Raw genomic sequence first — 16,804 nt, forward strand, 5'->3', positions numbered from 1 at the left:
GCCCCGGGAGTGGAACGCTTCGTGATCGAATGCTTCGCGCCAAGTTGCCTTGTCGACAATGTGCCGGTTGCTGAACTTGTCACGCCGGCGCCATCGGACGCAGTAGATTCGATCATGAGTATCGAAGACTGGGGTCTCGTGCAAAACCGAGGGGAAACGTGCAGGAGCGACAGGACCAGGGAGACGCGAACACCGAGGGGGGCTTAGCGTCATGAGCCAGGACTCCGCCGCACCGGAGGCCGTCCGGAAATTGTCCGGACGCCGCCGTCGCGAAGTCGTCGCAGTGCTGCTGTTCAGCGGTGGCCCCATTTTTGAGAGCTCCATCCCGCTCTCGGTGTTCGGAATCGACCGGCAGGACGCGGGAGTTCCCCGCTATCGGCTGCTGGTGTGCGCCGGTGAAGAGGGCCCGCTGCGGACCACAGGGGGCCTCGAACTCACCGCGCCGTACGGCCTCGAGGCGATCGGCCGGGCCGGCACTGTCGTCGTACCGGCATGGCGGTCGATCACCTCGCCGCCACCGCCGGAGGCGCTCGACGCGCTGCGCCGGGCGCATGAAGAGGGCGCCCGCATCGTCGGGCTGTGCACCGGCGCTTTCGTGCTCGCCGCCGCGGGACTGCTCGACGGCCGCCCGGCGACGACGCACTGGATGTACGCGCCGACCCTCGCCAAGCGCTATCCGTCGGTCCATGTGGACCCGCGGGAGCTCTTCGTCGACGACGGGGACGTGCTGACCTCCGCCGGCACCGCGGCCGGAATCGATCTCTGTCTGCACATCGTGCGGACCGACCACGGCACGGAGGCCGCGGGCGCCCTGGCGCGCCGGCTGGTCGTCCCGCCGCGGCGCAGTGGCGGTCAGGAGCGCTATCTCGACAGGTCTTTACCAGAAGAGATCGGCGCCGACCCGCTGGCCGAGGTCGTCGCCTGGGCGCTGGAGCACCTCCACGAGCAATTCGACGTGGAGACCCTGGCCGCGCGCGCGTACATGTCCCGGCGCACGTTCGACCGCCGCTTCCGCTCGCTGACGGGATCCGCCCCGCTCCAGTGGCTGATCACCCAGCGGGTGCTGCAGGCGCAGCGACTCCTGGAGACGTCCGACTACTCGGTGGACGAGGTGGCGGGCCGGTGCGGCTTCCGCTCCCCCGTCGCGCTGCGCGGGCACTTCCGGCGCCAGCTGGGCTCCTCGCCCGCGGCCTACCGGGCCGCCTACCGGGCCAGGCGCCCGCAGGGCGAGCCCACGGGCTCGGGGCTGACGGAGCCGATCGTGCCGCCGCAGGTCTCGCCCGCGGCGAGGCGCGCGGCCGCGGCGCTCCCGGCGGGCCCGGGCGGGGGCGTCCTGACGTCCTCGGAGCCGGGCAAGCCGCACGCGGACCTGTACGCCTCCGGCCGGTCGGGCCTGCCCGGCCAGCGGAGCGCGACATAGGGCCTGTCTTGTGGATCGGGCCGGGCGCGGGTCCGGCGTGAGATGTACCGGCGGTCGGGGGCGGCGCCCCCGGCCGCCGGTCGGCCTAAGGTAGGACGCATGAACGACCGCATGGTGTGGATCGACTGCGAGATGACCGGGCTCTCGCTGACGGACGACGCACTCATCGAGGTGGCCGCACTGGTCACCGACTCGGACCTGAACGTGCTCGGCGAAGGCGTGGACATCGTGATCCGCCCGCCGGAGCGAGCACTGGAAACGATGCCCGACGTGGTGCGCCAGATGCACACCGCCTCGGGCCTCCTCGACGTGCTGGCGGGAGGCACCACGCTCGCCGACGCCGAGGCCCAGGTCCTGGCGTACGTACGTGAACACGTCAAGGAGCCCGGCAAGGCCCCGCTGTGCGGGAACTCGGTCGGCACCGACCGCGGCTTCCTCACCCGGGACATGCCGGCGCTGGAGGAGTACCTCCACTACCGGATCGTCGATGTCTCCTCGGTCAAGGAGCTGGCCCGCCGCTGGTACCCGAGGGCGTACTTCAACAGTCCGGAGAAGAACGGCAACCACCGGGCCCTGGCCGACATCCGCGAATCCATCGCCGAGCTGCGCTACTACCGTGAGGCGATCTTCGTGCCGCAGCCCGGCCCCGACTCGGAGACCGCGAAGGGAATCGCGGCCCGGCACGTCCTGCCCACCGAGTGAGGGCCACTCGCGCCCGCACCAATGCGGGCGCGAGCACCCTCTCGGACCCTGTACACTTTTTCTCGGCCGGTCAGGAAAAAGACCGGTCGTGGTGGGTATAGCTCAGCTGGTAGAGCACCTGGTTGTGGTCCAGGATGTCGCGGGTTCGAGTCCCGTTACTCACCCTGAACGATCATGCCCCTGACCTGGGAAGACAGGTCAGGGGCATGATTTTTTGTTTTCTGCGGGGGTCCCATGGGGTTCCCGACCCCCAGGAACGCCCTTCCCTTCTCCGTCACGGCATACATCCAACGGCGCCCCCAGAGGAACGGGGCCAGCACCTCCAGGTTCGATGGATCGAGGGAGGTGGCCGTACGCGCGAGAAGGCGTCGGAGCGCTTTGAAGACGAAGCCTCTGCCGAAGCGTTCAAGGGCTCGTCAACACCCATGGGCAGCACTGGCCTTACGGCTCGGTGAAGGGGCGGGGGTCAGTGATGGAGCCTGACGAGACCCCAGGCGACATGCCGCTCGTGGCCTACGCCACCCGCCATGTGGATGGACTCACCGGCATTGACGACCGCACCTCCCTGCCTACGTCCCTCACCATGGCATCCCAGTCCACCAGCACGATCAATACCGGCTGGGGCTCCCAGTGGTACGGCGTCTCCTGACTCAGCACAACGCCCCTCTCGCCTACGGGCGGGAGGGGGCGCTTTCGCCATGTCCGGATCCGCCCCTTGTCCGGCCAGCGTCGGGCTGCTGCATTTTCGAGAAATGTCAGCGAGAGGGGCGCGGCCTGACTGCCCTTGAGACGTGGCGGAAGCTCGCCGCCGACGGGCCCGCGGACGGGCCGCTGGGCACCTGGTCCTACGCCCACCACCTCGCGCAGGCCGCGCGGGACATGCTGCGGGAGATCCAGGGACACCGCGCTCAGCAGCGCGAGGCCGCGTTCGTCGGCCGGCCCGGGCTGCCACCCCTGACGCCCGGGCCTGTTCGCCCCGACGCCCGATGAGCGACTGGCAGCACGAAGCCATGTACCTCGGGATCGTCGCCGCCGTGCTCGTTCTTCTCGCCGTCGGCATCACCCGCTGGCCCCTTCTGGAGAACACCATGACCTGCCCCAACTGTGGAGCGGCCACCTACGAGGACAACCTCGGCCGGTGGTTCGGCTCCATGGCCTGCGGCTGGAACAGCGGATACACCTACACGCACACAACTGGAGGATCACATGCAGTGTCCAAGCTGCGGCGCCAGCACACAGCAGACCCCCACTGGCGGATGGCTGTGCGGCAACTGTGGATGGATGACCGGGGTCGCCCCGGAGCCCACCCGGGTAACCTGCGGGCATGAACACCCGCCGACCCAGCCCCACTCCTGAGATGAAAGCGGTAGTACAGCCGGTAGACCCGCCGATGGTCGACTTGATGCCGGACATCACGGAGACCGACTGCGCACAGTGCGGCACGCGCATCGCCGGGCTCAGCGGCCGCTATGCGTGCGGCGTGTGCGGCTGGGTGAACCACTGGAGCGCCGGCTACACCGACCTCCCCAGTGGTGCGGACGATCCCGACTACCGCCACTGACTGACCGCCCCGGCCGACACCCCCCGCCGGCCGGGGCGCTCCCAGTCCAGCCCCCCAGGCTTCGGGAGACGCCAGGCGCGCCCCCACCTGCCCAGTCGAAGGTGCCTTGGCGCAGGAGCGCGTCCGCCAGCCGCTTACCGGTATCGGGGCGAGCCGGCCCCGGCTGTTGTCGATCCACCGTCGGGCGTACTCGGCGGCCTCGACCGGATCTCAGGACGACTCCCGCACCACCAGCTCCGTCGGCAGCACCAGCTGCGGCGGGAGGGCCGAGCGTGATCCGATTTCCTGGAGGAGCGTGCGGGCCATCGTGCGGCCCATCTCCTCGATCGGCTGGCGGACGCTGGTCAGCGGCGGATCCATGTGGCGGGCCACCGCGGAGTCGTCGACGCCGACCACGGCCACGTCGTCGGGGACCCGGCGGCCCGCCTCCCGCAGCACCGAGCGGGCGCCCGCCGCCATCACGTCGGAGGCCGCGAAGACCGCGTCCAGACGGGGACGGCGGGCGAGCAGCTCGCGCATGGCCCGGCGGCCGCCCTCCTCCGTGAAGTCCGCCACCGCGACCAGACCGTCGTCCGGCGCCAGGCCCGCGGCCTCGACGCCCCGGCGGTAACCGTCGAGGCGGCAGCGGGCGGCGTACATGTCGGTCGGGCCCGTGATGGTGGCGATCCCACGCCGCCCCCGCCCGGCCAGGTGGTCCACGGCCGAGCGGCCCGCTCCCGTGTTGTCGGAGTCGACGTAGGCCAGCCTCTCCGCCTCCGACCGGCGCCCATTGAGCACCGCGGGCAGCCGGAGTTCCTCCACCAGGTCCGGCAGTGGATCGTCGCCATGGACGGAGACCAGCAGGACGCCGTCGACCCGGTGGGCGGCGAGGTACTGCGCGAACCGCCGGCGCTCCTTTTCCGTACGGATCAGCGTCAGCAGCAACTGTTTGTCCGCGTCGGAGAGTTCGGCGGCGACACCGCGGATGATGTCCAGGAAGTACGGCTCGGCGAAGAGCCGGGCCTCGGTCTCGGGGATGACCAGCGCGATGGCGTCCGTACGGCTGCCGGCGAGCGCCCGGGCCGCCCGGTTCGGCACGTACCCCAGCTCGGTGACGGCTCGCTCCACGGCGGCTCTCGCGTGTGCGCTCACCCTGGGAGAGCCGTTGATCACGCGGGAGACCGTGCCGCGGCCGACCCCCGCCCTGATCGCGACCTCCTCCAGCGTGGGCATGCCGGTGCGCCGTCCGCTCATCGCCTCGGCCTCCCGTCGGATGTGGTGATGGTCCGGCCAAACGTAGAGGCTGTGACCGCTTTTCAGGAAGTGACCCCAACGGGCGCCCGGCAGCACGGGGTTGACCCGGGCCGGTCGGCGCGCAACGAATCCGTCCGCTCGTCTTGACAGCCCCTCCGCCAGACAGCACCCTTCCGGCAGATGGCGTGGGAGCGCTCCCATGACACCTTGCCCGTACAGAATCGGCACATTCGGTACTAGGAGGATGCGATGCGCACACGTACCCGCACAGCACGCCGGGGGGTGGTCATCGCGGTCGTCGCGGCGCTCGGGGCCGGGCTGCTGGCCGGCTGCGCCGAGGACGCGGACGACCCCTCCGCGCGGGCTCCGCAGGGAAGCGGTGACAGCACCGGAAAGGTCACCCTCACCGTCGGCGTCTTCGGTGCCTTCGGCCTCAAGGAGGCCGGCCTCTACGACGCGTACATGAAGCTCAACAAGAACGTCGTGATCAAGCAGACCTCCATCGAGCGCAACGAGAACTACTACCCGCAGCTGCTCACCCATCTCGGCAGCGGCAGCGGCCTCGCCGACATCCAGGCCGTCGAGGTCAACAACATCGCGGAGATCACCGCCACCCAGGCCGGCAAACTGGAGGACCTCTCCAAGGCCGAGGGGGTGCGGAAGGACGGCTTCCTTCCGTGGAAGTGGGCACAGGCAACCACCAGGGACGGCAGGACCGTCGGCCTCGGCACCGACATCGGCCCCCAGGGCATCTGCTACCGCAAGGACCTCTTCGCCAAGGCGGGGCTGCCCACCGACCGTGAGGCGGTCGGCAGACTGTGGGCCGGCGACTGGACGAAGTATCTCGAGGCCGGCAAGCGCTACCGGGAGAAGGCCCCCGAGGGCACGGCGTTCGTGGACTCCGCGTCCGGTGTGATGGCGGCGATCACCGGAAGCAGCGCACGGCGGTTCTACGACGAGGACGGCACGGTCGTCTACAAGACCAATCCCGCCGTGAAGCAGGCCTGGAACATCGCGGCGTCCTTCGCCACCGAGGGGCTGACCGGCAAACTCCAGCAGTTCACCCCGACGTGGGACCAGGGCTACGCGAACGGGACCTTCGCCACCGTCTCCTGCCCGGCCTGGATGCTCGGCTACATCCAGGACAAGACGGGGCCGGCCGGCAAGGACAAGTGGGACGTGGCGTCCGCTCCCCGGCCCAGCAACTGGGGCGGTTCCTTCCTCGTGGTCCCGTCGGCCGGGAAGAACAAGGCGGAGGCGGCGAAGCTCGCGGCCTGGCTGACGGCGCCCGAGCAGCAGGCGAAGCTCTTCGCGGCACGCGGGAGCTTCCCGAGCGCGTCCGCCGCCTACGACCTTCCGGCCGTCTCCGGCGCCCAGCACGCGTACTTCGGCAACGCGCCGATCGGCCGGATCTTCTCGAAGGCCGCCGAGGGCATCCCGGTGACCGTCGTCGGCCCCAAGGACCTGGTCATCGCCCAGAATCTGGCGGACATCGGGATGCTCCAGGTCGACCAGAAGGGCAGGTCCCCCGAGGACGGCTGGAACGCCGCGGTGAAGGCGATCGACAACGCGCTGGACCGGTGAGCGGCGGCCGGCGGCCGGAGCCGCCCGACGATCGGAGAACGCCATGGCCGACGTGACCGATGTGACGGACGCGGGCGAGGTGGCGACGGACGCGGGCAGCGCCGGCATGGCGAGTGACGCCGCGGCGCCTTCCCTCAAGGGGGAGGGCGCGGCGGGCGACCGGGCGGCCGAAGAGCGGCGGCGGGCCCGGCGCAGCCGCTGGTACCGGCGCGACATGCGCTGGAGTCCGTACGCCCTCGTCGCTCCCTTCTTCCTCTTCTTCGCGGCCTTCGGGCTGTTCCCGCTCCTCTACACGGGCTGGGCCTCCCTGCACAGGGTGGAGCTCACCGCGCCGACCGACATGGAGTGGGTGGGGCTGCGGAACTTCTCCCGGCTCCTCGAGGACGAGTTCTTCTGGAACGCGCTGACCAACACGGTCACCATCGGGCTGCTCTCCACCGTGCCGCAGCTGCTGATGGCCCTGGGCATCGCGCATCTGCTCAACTTCAAGCTGCGCGGCTCGACGTTCTTCCGGGTCGCGGTCCTCACTCCGTACGCCACCTCGGTCGCCGCCGCGACGCTCGTGTTCGTGCTGCTCTTCGGGCGCGACTACGGGATGGTCAACTGGGGCCTCGGGCTGGTCGGTCTGGACGCCGTCGACTGGCAGAACGGTCGCTGGACCTCGCAGATCGCGGTGTCCACGATCGTCGTGTGGCGCTGGACGGGATACAACGCGCTGATCTATCTGGCGGCGATGCAGGCGATCCCGAACGATCTGTACGAGTCGGCCGCCCTGGACGGCGCGTCCCGTTTCCAGCAGTTCAGACATGTCACCCTCCCCTCGCTGCGGCCGACGATCCTCTTCACCTGTGTCGTCTCGACGATCGGCGCGACCCAGCTGTTCGGCGAGCCGCTGCTGTTCAACGGCAGCGCGGGCGCGACCGGTGGCTCCGAGCACCAGTTCCAGACGCTCGGGCTGTATCTGTACGAGCAGGGCTGGGTGAACCTCCACCTGGGCCGGGCCTCCGCGATCGCCTGGGCGATGTTCCTGATCCTGCTGCTGGTGGGGGCGGTCAACTGGCTGATAGGCCGCCGTCTGCGCACGAGTTCCCAGGGGGTCTGACGAGATGCTGCACACCAAGCGCGCCGGCCGTCAGCTGTACGCCGGCCGCCTCACCTACGCCGTACTGATCGTCGTCACCGCCGGCTCCCTTCTTCCCCTGGTGTGGACGGCGATCGCTGCCTCCCGGACGAACACCCGGCTCGCCCAGACCCCGCCGCCGTTCTGGTTCGGCGGGAACCTCTTCAAGAACCTCGGTACCGCCTGGACCGACGCCAGCATGGGCACGGCCCTGCTCAACACCACGGTGGTGGCGACCTCGGTCGCGGCGGGGACGGTTCTCTTCTCGACGCTGGCCGGTTTCGCCTTCGCCAAGCTGCGCTTCCGCCTCAAGAACCTCCTTCTGCTGATGGTGATCGGCACGATGATGGTGCCGCCGCAGCTCAGCGTCGTACCGCTCTACATGCTGATCGCCGAACTCTCCTGGACGGACCGGCTGCAGTCGGTCGTCCTGCCGACCCTGGTGAGCGCGTTCGGCGTGTTCTTCATGCGGCAGTACCTGGTGGAGGCGCTGCCGACCGAGCTGATCGAGGCTGCCCGCATGGACGGCGCGAGCAGCTGGCGCGTGGTGTGGCATGTGGTGTTTCCCGTGGCCCGCCCGGCGATGGCGGTCCTCGGCATGCTCGCCTTCGTCATGGCCTGGAACGACTTCTTCTGGCCGATCATCGCGCTCACCCAGAACGGCAGTCCGACCGTGCAGGTGGCGCTGACCGGTCTGGGCCGGGGGTACATCCCCGACCAGTCGGTGATCATGGCCGGCGCGCTGCTCGGCACGCTGCCGCTGCTCATCGCCTTCGTGATCTTCGGCAAGCAGATCGTCGGCGGCATCATGCAGGGCGCGGTCAAGGGCTGACCCCGCCGCTCCCGTCGCCGACTGCCTTCGCCGTCCTTCCGGGCTCCGGACTCACCTCAACCTCAGGTCACCTCACCTCCCCAGTCATTCCTCCATTCCTTCATCCCTCTCGCGTTGGGAGTCGACGACCATGCCCGTCAGCTTTCCGGACGGCTTTCTTTGGGGCACCGCCACCGCCGCGTACCAGGTCGAAGGCGCGGTGGCCGAAGGCGGGCGCACGCCCTCCATCTGGGACACCTTCAGTCACACGCCCGGCAGGACCGAGAACGGCGACACCGGCGACCTCGCCACCGACCACTTCCACCGCCGTGCCGACGACGTCCGGCTGATGGCGGATCTCGGCCTCAACGCCTACCGCTTCTCGGTGTCCTGGCCGCGCGTCCAGCCCACCGGCCGGGGCCCTGCCCAGCAGCGCGGCCTGGACTTCTACCGGGCCCTCGTCGACGATCTGCTCGCACACTCCATCGAGCCGGTTCTCACCCTCTACCACTGGGACCTGCCCCAGGAGCTGGAGTCGGCCGGCGGCTGGCCGGAGCGGGAGACCGCGTGCCGCTTCGCCGACTACGCCGGTATCGTCGCCGACGCCCTCGGCGACCGCGTCCAGCGCTGGACCACCCTCAACGAGCCCTGGTGCAGCGCCTTTCTCGGATACGGCTCCGGCGTCCACGCCCCCGGCCGCACCGACCCGGTCGCGGCCCTGCGCGCCGCCCACCATTTGAACCTGGGCCACGGTCTGGCCGCCCAGACGCTCCGCTCGGCGCTCCCCTCCGGCGCCCAGCTCTCCATCAGCCTCAACCCCAGTGCCGTCAGGGCCAGGACCCAGAGTCCGGCGGACCTGGACGCCCAGCGCCGTATCGACGCGCTCGCGAACCGGATCTTCACCGGCCCGCTGCTCCACGGCGCGTACCCCGAGGACCTGATCGAGGACACCGCACGCCTCACCGACTGGTCCTTCGTCCACGACGACGATCCGGCCGTCATCCGACACCCCCTGGACTCGCTCGGCATCAACTACTACGCACCGTCAGTTGTATCGGCCGCCAGTGACAACGAGCCCGCGGACCGTCATGACGGCCACGGCTCGTCCGACCATTCGCCCTGGCCGGCCGCCGGGTCAGTGGCCTTCCACCAACCGCCGGGCGACGTCACCGACATGGGCTGGAGCATCGACCCCAGCGGCCTGTACGACCTGCTGCTGCGCTACACCCTGGAGGCGCCGGGCCTGCCGCTGGTGATCACCGAGAACGGCGCCGCGTATCCCGACAAGCCGTCCGCCGACGGCACGGTCCACGACCCCGACCGGATCCGCTATGTGCACGCCCATCTGGCCGCCGTTCACCGGGCCATGGCGGAGGGCGCGGACGTCCGCGGCTACTTCCTCTGGTCGCTGTTGGACAACTTCGAATGGTCCTACGGCTACGGCAAGCGCTTCGGCGCGGTCCATGTCGACTACGCCACCCAGGCCCGCACACCGAAGTCGAGCGCCCACTGGTACGCGCGGCTCGCGCGCTCGGGCGTGCTGCCGGAGCCGCCCACGGAGTGAGAATGCTTTATGTAGTGGCCGTTATGAAATCTGATACGGTCATTCCATAACGGTCACTACAGATTTCTGGGGGATCCATGTCCACCTCTGCCCTCCTCCTCGCCCATGGCGCCGGCGGCGATCTCGCCGCCAACTACGGCCCGATCCTGGAGACCCTGTCCGACGGACGGCGCGTCGCGGGCGTCGACCATCCGGGCTCCGGAGACGCGCCCCGCTCCCCCGTGCCCCTCGGACTCGACGAGCTCGCGGACCGGTTGGTCGCCGCGGCCGACGCCGAAGGCCTGGGCCGGTTCGCACTCTCGGGTTACTCGCTCGGCAGCGCGGTCGCCGTCCGGGTCGCCACCCGTCACCCCGAGCGCGTCACCGCCCTCGTCCTGACCGCGCCCTTCGCGTACGCCGACCACACCCTGCGCCAGGCCGCCCTCGTATGGCGGGACCTGTTCGCCACGGGACAGTACGAACTCCTGGGCCGGTTCATGGTCCCGCTCTGCCTGAGCGCCGGAGTACTGGAGTCGCTGCCCGCCGACGTCTTGGAGGACACCATCCGCGCCACGGGCGAGACCGCCCCGCCGGGCACCGCCGAGCAGGTCGACCTGGTCACCCGGGCCGACGTACGCGAGGACCTCGCCAGCATCGGTGTACCCACCCTGGTGATCTCCACGACCGAGGACCGGCTCGTGCCCCCGGCCAGGCACCGCGAGGTGGCGGCCGGCATCCCCGGCGCACGACTGACCGAACTGGCCACCGGGCACCTGCCGTTCGCGGAGAACCCGGACCAGTGGGGGAAGCTGATCACCGACTTCCTGCGGGAGGTCGAGAACTGATCCCGGCGCCCCGGCCACCGCGAGGGGGAACGGGGGCGTGCCCCGGCCGGGTGGGGGGTGGGCTCGGCCGGGGCACGCGGTGTGGGGGGCGCGAGGGTCTCGAACCGCGCGGCGCTCTACTTGTAGGCGGCGAACGCCTTCGTGAAGGCCTGCGGCTGCTGGAGGATCGAACTGCAGGTGGCGTCCGCGTGGTTCACCGCGCCTCCCGCGCACTGCTTGTCCCGCGTCGAGGACCACATCGACAGCCAGCCCAGCCCCTTCGACTTCGCGAAGTCGACCAGCTGCGTCGCGTCCTCGACCTTGAAGACCTCGGTCGTGACGTCGTTCACGCCGATCATCGGAGTCACCGCGACGGCCTTCCAGGCGGCCGCGTCGGACAGACCGAGGACCCCCTTGATCTGTGCCTGGGTGGCTGTCGCCGCCTGGATGGCGTACGTGCCCATGTCACCGCTGTACGCCGGCCCGTAGTCCATGGCCATGATGTTGACGGCGGCGATCTTCACGCCGTTCTTCTTGGCATCGGCGAGCAGGTCCACGCCGGGCTGCGTCAGGCCCTCGGGCATCACCGGCAGCGTGAAGGAGACGTCCAGCCCCGGGTGGGACTTCTGGAGCTGCGCGATGGCCTGCGAGCGGCGGGTGTTGGCGGCGGCGTCGGGCAGCGCCGCGCCCTCGATGTCGAAGTCCACCTTGGTGAGGTCGTACTGGTCGACGACCTTGCCGTACGCCTTCGCCAGGTCGTCGGCGGACGCGCAGTTCAGGGCCAGTTCGTGACCCGCGGCGCCACCGAACGAGACGCGGACGTCACCGCCCTTGGCGCGCAGTGCGCCTATCTGGGCCGCGACCTTGTCGCTCCCCAGGTCGGTGACCCCGCCCCACAGCGGGGCGCAGGAGCCACCGGAGGTGATGAAGGCGAGGTTGAACTCCTTCACACCCGTGGCGGCGGCGGTGGCGACCATGTCGTACGCCGGGTACAGCGAGGTGTCGATGTACGGGGCGAACCCGGCACCGCCGGAGGCGGGCGGTGTCGTCGGAGCCGTGGGGGTCGGCGTGGCGGTGGCCGTCGCGGTGGGGGTCGGGGTCGGCTTGGCCGTCGGCTTCGAGGTGGGCGTGGGCGTGGCGGTCGGCTTCTCGGTGGGGCGGCCGCTGGGCTGCGGGGTGCCGCCCTCGTCGACCGAGCAGGCGGCCTTGTTGATGAGACAGCCGGACGGGTCGCCCGCCGCGCCGGAGGCCGAGGTCACGAACCCGACGGTGACGGACGCGCCGGGTGCGAGCTGCTTGTTCCAGCTCGCGGGCTTCACGGTCACATGCCGCCCTGAGACGGTGTGCTCACCGTTCCAAAGAGAGCCGATGGTCGTGCCGGCCGGCAGGTCGAATTCCAGCGTCCAGTCCGACTGGGCCTTGTCCGTCTCATTGGTGATGACGTACTGACCGGTGTAGCCGCCGGTCCAGGAGCTGGTCTTCGTGTACGCGGCGCCGACGGCCGCGGCCTGCGCGGTACCGGTGAGCGCGAACGCCGCGCCGCCGATCACCGCGGCCGCCACGACCGCGCCGACCGCCTTCGTCCTGCCGCTCGTCCTGCGCCGGTGCGAACTCGTGCCGGTCCTGGTGCCCATCGGTGCCCTGCCTCTGCGTTACGGGGGTGGGGGGTTGAACGGGCAGCACGCTAGCGACAGCGAAACGGACAAAAGGCCGCTTCGGGGCGGCGGTTGGGAAGCTTAGGGTCCGCTTAAGGGAGCCATCGGGACCGATTAATGGTTCAGACCTCTGCGACGGACCGGGCGCCGCCCGACCCGGTGCCCGCGCCGCCCCTCGGTACCCTGCCGCCCGTCAGACCCCAGGCCGATCCAGATCCGCACCTCCGTACCGCCGAGCACCGAGTGCCCGATCCGTACGTCTCCGCCGGTCGACTCGGCGACCCGGCGCACTATGTCCAGGCCGAGACCCGTCGAGCCGTCCCTGGCCCCGCTGTTGCCGCGCGTCATGGCGGCCTCCGGGTCGGCGATGCCCGGCCCCGCGTCCGAGACGAGGACGATCACGGCGTCGTCGCCGTTGTGGACGTCGACCGCGAAGGCGGTGCCCTCGGGGGTGTGGCGGAAGACGTTGCCGAGCAACGCGTCGATGGCGGCGACCAGTTCGGGCCGGGCGACCGGGATGCGTACCGGGCGGTCGATGCCCGCGACCCGCACCTTGCGGCCCTCGTCCTCGGCGAGCGCGGACCAGAAGTCCATGCGCTCCCGTACGACTTCGGAGACGTCGCAGCCGGCGCCGGGCCCCGTCGGCTGGGGCATCCCCGACGCGGTCAGGGGACGGGTCTGCGGCTTCGCCTCGCGCGCGGTGCGGATGATCGTGTCGACTTCCCGCTCCAGCTGTTCGACGGCGGCGCGCGTCTGGTCGGCGGCCGGCCCTTCCCCCAGCGAGGCGGCATTCAGCCGCAGCACGGTCAGCGGGGTGCGCAGCCGGTGCGAGAGGTCCGCCGCCAGCTCCCGTTCGTTCGCGAGCAGCTGGACGACCTGGTCGGCCATGGAGTTGAAGGCGATCGCGGCCGACCGCAGCTCCGGCGGCCCCTCCTCGGGGACGCGCGCCCCGAGCCTGCCCTCGCCGAGGTCGTGGGCGGCGCCCGCGAGCCGTTGGGCGGGCTGGACCATTCGTACGCCGAGCCGGTCGGCGACCGCCACGGAGCCGACGATCAGCGCGACACCGACGCCGGCGAGGACCAGCCAGGCGGTGGCCACCCCGTTGGAGACCTCACCCTCGGGCACGAAGACCTCGACGATCGCGATCTGGCCGCTGCCGAGCGCGATCGGCTGGAGCAGCGCGGAGCCGCCCTCCACCTCCGTGATCGACGCCCGAGGGAGCCGCTGCACGGTCTCCAGGTCCTTCGGCGCGGCCCGGCCCGTGCCGATCTCCAGCGCCTGGCCTCCCGGCTCGTCCGGCGCCGGAATGTGCACCGCCATCCGCCCGGCGGCCCCGGCCGCGGTGGAGGCGACGGCCCGGTCCAGCTGGCCGCGGTCGGTGGTGATGGAGAGGCTGGGGCCGATGGCGGCGGCCTGCCGTTCGGCGTTGGTGACGGCCCGGTCACGGGCCATCTCCTTGATGACGAGCCCGAGCGGCACGGCGAAGGCCACGACGACCATCGCGGTGACGGCGAGGGCCACCTTGACCAGCGCCCACCTCATCGCGGACTCCCGGCCGGCGGTTCCAGCTTCACTCCCACTCCCCTCAGGGTATGTAGATAACGGGGCTTGGCCGCCGTTTCCCCCAATTTCCGGCGCAGCCATGACAGATGGACATCGATGGTCTGGTCGTCGCCGTACGACTGCTGCCACACCTCGGCGAGCAGCTCCTTGCGCGGCACCACCACGCCGGGCCGCCCCGCCAGGAACGCCAGCAGGTCGAACTCGCGCCGGGTCAGGTCCAGTCGTACCCCGTCCAGTTCGGCCTGGCGCCGCAGCGGATCGATGGAGAGCCCGCCGACCTGGATCACCCGCGACGGCGGTACGTCACCGGTGGCAACCCGGGACCTGCGCAGCACCGCGGCCATCCGCGCGGACAGATGCTCCACCGAGAAGGGCTTGGTGAGGTAGTCGTCAGCGCCGTCGTTCAACAGCCGTACGATCTCCGCCTCGTCGTCCCGCGCGGTCGCGATGATCACGGGTACGTCGGTGATTCCGCGCAGCATCTTGAGCGCCTCGGCCCCGTCCAGGTCGGGCAGACCGAGGTCGAGGATGACCACGTCGAAACGGAAATGGGCCACCTCGCGCAGCGCCTCGAGGGCCGTGCCGACGCTCCGTACGGTGTGGGATTCCCCCGGAAGCGCGGTCAAGTGCCGGATGAGGGCGGAGCGCACGAACTGGTCGTCCTCGACCACGAGCACACTTGCCATGGGCGGCACCGTACGCCATACGGGGGATGCGGAACCCCCTGGGACGCCGATGTGACCCGTGGTGCACTATGGCCCGGATGCGTAGAGGACTTGTTCACGTCTTGGCGTGGTCGCTCGCCACGGGCGCGGCGGTCACGCTCTCGTGGTGGGGTGTCCACACCGTGATGTCGGGCACCGCGTACGACCCGCCCACCGCCCTGCCGATCACGGCCGACAGCCCGACCTCCCAGGGCGCGCGCCCGCTGTCGTCCTCCACCCGGCGGCCCCGGCCCCCCGAGTCCACACCCGCGAAGTCCCCCTCGGGCACGCCGTCGGCGAAGCCGGGCAGAAGCCGCAAGCCGTCCGCCTCGCCCTCCCCGTCGCACAAGCCGTCCCGTGGCGCGGACGCGACCCCGTCGAGCGGCGGTGAGGTGAAGAGCTACACCGTCGACGGCGGCCGGGTGGTCTTCGACATGGGGACGCGGGCGGCCGAGTTGGTCTCGGCGACGCCCTCCTCCGGGTGGCAGATGCAGGTCTGGAAGCAGCCGACGTGGATCCGGGTGACCTTCACCCAGGACGGCCGGGAGATCTCGGTCTTCTGCGTCTGGCACGACACCGCGCCGAGGGTCGAGATCGACGAGCGCTGAGTGCCGGCGCTGGGCGGGGCCGGCCGGCCGTCGTCAGCGGAAGGCCGAGTCGGGCGGTACGGGCGAGGGCTTGGCACTCGCGTCGGTGACCACGCTCGCACCGCCGGTGAAGTCGCTGAGCGCCCGCCCGTGTTCGACCCGTCCGGCGTGCGGATCGCTGGCGACCCTGCGCGTCAGCTCGGCGACCGGAAGCGGAACATCGGAGGCGAGCAGGACGGCGTTGCCGAAGCGACGGCCTCGCAGGACGGTCGGGTCGGCGGCCAGGGCGAGTTCGGGGAAGACGGCCGCGGCGGTGGCGATCTGGCCGCGAAGGTGGGCGAGCGGCGGGCCGTCGGCGAGGTTGGCCGCATAGTGCCCGCCGGGCTTCAGTACGCGGCGGACCTCGGCCAGGAACTCCGTACTGGTCAGATGCGCGGGGGTACGGGCCCCGCTGAACACGTCGGCGATGACGAGATCCGCCCAGCCGTCCTGGATCCGGCCGAGCCCGTCGCGGGCGTCCCCGGAGCGCACCCTGACCCGGGCGGCGGAGTCCAGGGGCAGCCTGCGCCGGACCAGCTGGACCAGGGCGCCGTCCACCTCGACGATCTGCTGGGTGGAGCGGGGCCGGGTGGCGGCGACGTACCGGGCGAGCGTGAAGGCACCGCCGCCGAGATGGACGACCTGCAGGGGCCGGCCGGGCGGGGCCACGAGGTCGGCGATGTGGCCGAGGCGGCGCTGGTACGCGAATTCGAGATGGGCGGGATCGTCGAGGTCGACATGGGACTGCGGGGCGCCGTCGATGAGCAGGGTCCAGCCACGGGGCCGCTCGCGGTCGGGTATGAGTTCGGCGAGCCCGCCGTCCACGGTCTCGACGACCGACTCGACGGCCGCCGCCCGGCCACGCTGCTTGTTCCTTGCCACGTGCCCATTATCGGCCCGTGAGCCACGGGGGCGCGCCGCCGGAGATTCAGCGGCAGTTGTCGGCGGCTTCGATCATGCGGGCGGCCTCGTCCAGTGCCTCGCGCAGGACCACCGGGTCCGTCACCGCCCCGGTGTCGTCGGGCGGCAGCAGCCAGCCGGACGCCTCGGACGTGGCGGGCGTCCCGGGGCCTTCCGGAAGGTCCGGCAGGTCGGGGATCCGCAGGCCGCGGCCCGAGGTCTGGGTGCAGGCGCTGCCCGGCACGTCCCAGCCCTCGGCGGTGCCGGGCGGCACCAGAAAGCCGAGGGTGTCGCAGGCCCCGTCGTGGAGCACCGGGCCGACGGCGGGAGCGCCGCCCCGGCGCAGGATGTCGACGGCCTCCAGGCCCTGGCGGGCCGGGACCGTCACCAGGTCACAGGGCTCGCCCTCGGCACCGGCCGGCGACGCGGACGCGTCCGGAGTGGGCCAGTGCTGGGCAGTCGTACGCGATCCGCCATCGGTTCGCGGGCTGGTCTCCATGCCGACCTCCAACAAGGGATCCCCTCCTCGCTTGATGGAGACACGTTCCGTCTCTCCAC

Annotated in this window: 17 protein-coding genes and 1 tRNA gene; 12 read left to right on the forward strand and 6 right to left on the reverse strand. The window is 71.0% G+C overall.

Going from position 1 to position 16,804, the window contains the following annotated elements:
• The first annotated feature begins 211 nt into the window (after nt 1–211).
• The 6 genes from ACZ5VC_RS05330 (at nt 212) to ACZ5VC_RS05355 (ending at nt 3,683) form a co-directional block, all read left to right on the forward strand.
• A complete protein-coding gene (locus ACZ5VC_RS05330; protein WP_469118733.1) occupies nt 212–1,420 on the forward strand; it encodes a helix-turn-helix domain-containing protein in 1,209 nt (402 codons plus the stop codon).
• A gap of 99 nt (nt 1,421–1,519) precedes the next feature.
• Complete coding sequence (orn, locus tag ACZ5VC_RS05335; protein WP_469118734.1) at nt 1,520–2,122, forward strand: oligoribonuclease; 603 nt, start codon at nt 1,520–1,522, stop codon at nt 2,120–2,122.
• 91 nt (nt 2,123–2,213) lie between these two features.
• Nucleotides 2,214–2,286: transfer RNA gene (locus ACZ5VC_RS05340), tRNA-His, on the forward strand.
• A 305-nt stretch (nt 2,287–2,591) separates the two neighbouring features.
• Nucleotides 2,592–2,771: a hypothetical protein gene (locus ACZ5VC_RS05345; RefSeq protein WP_469118735.1), complete on the forward strand. Its 180-nt coding sequence runs from the start codon at nt 2,592–2,594 to the stop codon at nt 2,769–2,771.
• A gap of 337 nt (nt 2,772–3,108) precedes the next feature.
• Complete coding sequence (locus ACZ5VC_RS05350) at nt 3,109–3,450, forward strand: hypothetical protein (protein ID WP_469118736.1); 342 nt, start codon at nt 3,109–3,111, stop codon at nt 3,448–3,450.
• A gap of 74 nt (nt 3,451–3,524) precedes the next feature.
• Nucleotides 3,525–3,683: a hypothetical protein gene (locus ACZ5VC_RS05355; protein ID WP_469118737.1), complete on the forward strand. Its 159-nt coding sequence runs from the start codon at nt 3,525–3,527 to the stop codon at nt 3,681–3,683.
• A gap of 210 nt (nt 3,684–3,893) precedes the next feature.
• On the opposite strand, the gene ACZ5VC_RS05360 is transcribed toward ACZ5VC_RS05355, so the two are convergent.
• Entirely contained in the window at nt 3,894–4,916 is a 1,023-nt protein-coding gene (locus ACZ5VC_RS05360; RefSeq protein WP_469118738.1) for a LacI family DNA-binding transcriptional regulator, read from the reverse strand.
• A 249-nt stretch (nt 4,917–5,165) separates the two neighbouring features.
• Between ACZ5VC_RS05360 and ACZ5VC_RS05365 the strand changes: the two genes are divergently transcribed.
• The 5 genes from ACZ5VC_RS05365 to ACZ5VC_RS05385 all read left to right on the forward strand — a co-directional run bounded on the left by ACZ5VC_RS05365 (nt 5,166) and on the right by ACZ5VC_RS05385 (nt 10,819).
• Complete coding sequence (locus ACZ5VC_RS05365) at nt 5,166–6,500, forward strand: ABC transporter substrate-binding protein (RefSeq protein ID WP_469118739.1); 1,335 nt, start codon at nt 5,166–5,168, stop codon at nt 6,498–6,500.
• Between the two features lie 106 nt (nt 6,501–6,606).
• A complete protein-coding gene (locus ACZ5VC_RS05370) occupies nt 6,607–7,602 on the forward strand; it encodes a carbohydrate ABC transporter permease (protein WP_469118946.1) in 996 nt (331 codons plus the stop codon).
• Nucleotides 7,603–7,606: 4 nt separating this feature from the next.
• Nucleotides 7,607–8,452 carry a carbohydrate ABC transporter permease gene (locus tag ACZ5VC_RS05375; protein WP_469118740.1) on the forward strand — a complete coding sequence of 282 codons (846 nt, stop codon included), beginning with the start codon at nt 7,607–7,609 and terminating at the stop codon, nt 8,450–8,452.
• Nucleotides 8,453–8,582: 130 nt separating this feature from the next.
• Complete coding sequence (locus ACZ5VC_RS05380; RefSeq protein ID WP_469118741.1) at nt 8,583–9,995, forward strand: GH1 family beta-glucosidase; 1,413 nt, start codon at nt 8,583–8,585, stop codon at nt 9,993–9,995.
• 77 nt (nt 9,996–10,072) lie between these two features.
• Nucleotides 10,073–10,819, forward strand: a complete 747-nt coding sequence (locus ACZ5VC_RS05385) for an alpha/beta fold hydrolase (RefSeq protein ID WP_469118742.1) — start codon at nt 10,073–10,075, stop codon at nt 10,817–10,819.
• Nucleotides 10,820–10,935: 116 nt separating this feature from the next.
• On the opposite strand, the gene ACZ5VC_RS05390 is transcribed toward ACZ5VC_RS05385, so the two are convergent.
• The 3 genes from ACZ5VC_RS05390 to ACZ5VC_RS05400 form a co-directional block, all read right to left on the reverse strand.
• Entirely contained in the window at nt 10,936–12,432 is a 1,497-nt protein-coding gene (locus tag ACZ5VC_RS05390; protein ID WP_469118743.1) for a glycoside hydrolase family 18 protein, read from the reverse strand.
• A gap of 135 nt (nt 12,433–12,567) precedes the next feature.
• Nucleotides 12,568–13,995, reverse strand: a complete 1,428-nt coding sequence (locus tag ACZ5VC_RS05395) for a sensor histidine kinase (RefSeq protein ID WP_469118744.1) — start codon at nt 13,993–13,995, stop codon at nt 12,568–12,570.
• Nucleotides 13,992–14,702: a response regulator transcription factor gene (locus tag ACZ5VC_RS05400; RefSeq protein ID WP_469118745.1), complete on the reverse strand. Its 711-nt coding sequence runs from the start codon at nt 14,700–14,702 to the stop codon at nt 13,992–13,994. Before ACZ5VC_RS05400 ends, ACZ5VC_RS05395 begins: the two co-directional genes overlap by 4 nt.
• A gap of 68 nt (nt 14,703–14,770) precedes the next feature.
• Between ACZ5VC_RS05400 and ACZ5VC_RS05405 the strand changes: the two genes are divergently transcribed.
• Entirely contained in the window at nt 14,771–15,328 is a 558-nt protein-coding gene (locus ACZ5VC_RS05405; RefSeq protein WP_469118746.1) for a hypothetical protein, read from the forward strand.
• A gap of 33 nt (nt 15,329–15,361) precedes the next feature.
• On the opposite strand, the gene ACZ5VC_RS05410 is transcribed toward ACZ5VC_RS05405, so the two are convergent.
• A complete protein-coding gene (locus tag ACZ5VC_RS05410) occupies nt 15,362–16,228 on the reverse strand; it encodes a spermidine synthase (protein WP_469118747.1) in 867 nt (288 codons plus the stop codon).
• Between the two features lie 46 nt (nt 16,229–16,274).
• A complete protein-coding gene (locus tag ACZ5VC_RS05415; protein WP_469118748.1) occupies nt 16,275–16,745 on the reverse strand; it encodes a hypothetical protein in 471 nt (156 codons plus the stop codon).
• Nucleotides 16,746–16,804 lie beyond the last annotated feature (59 nt).

This window comes from Streptomyces sp. NPDC033174, from assembly GCF_055577795.1.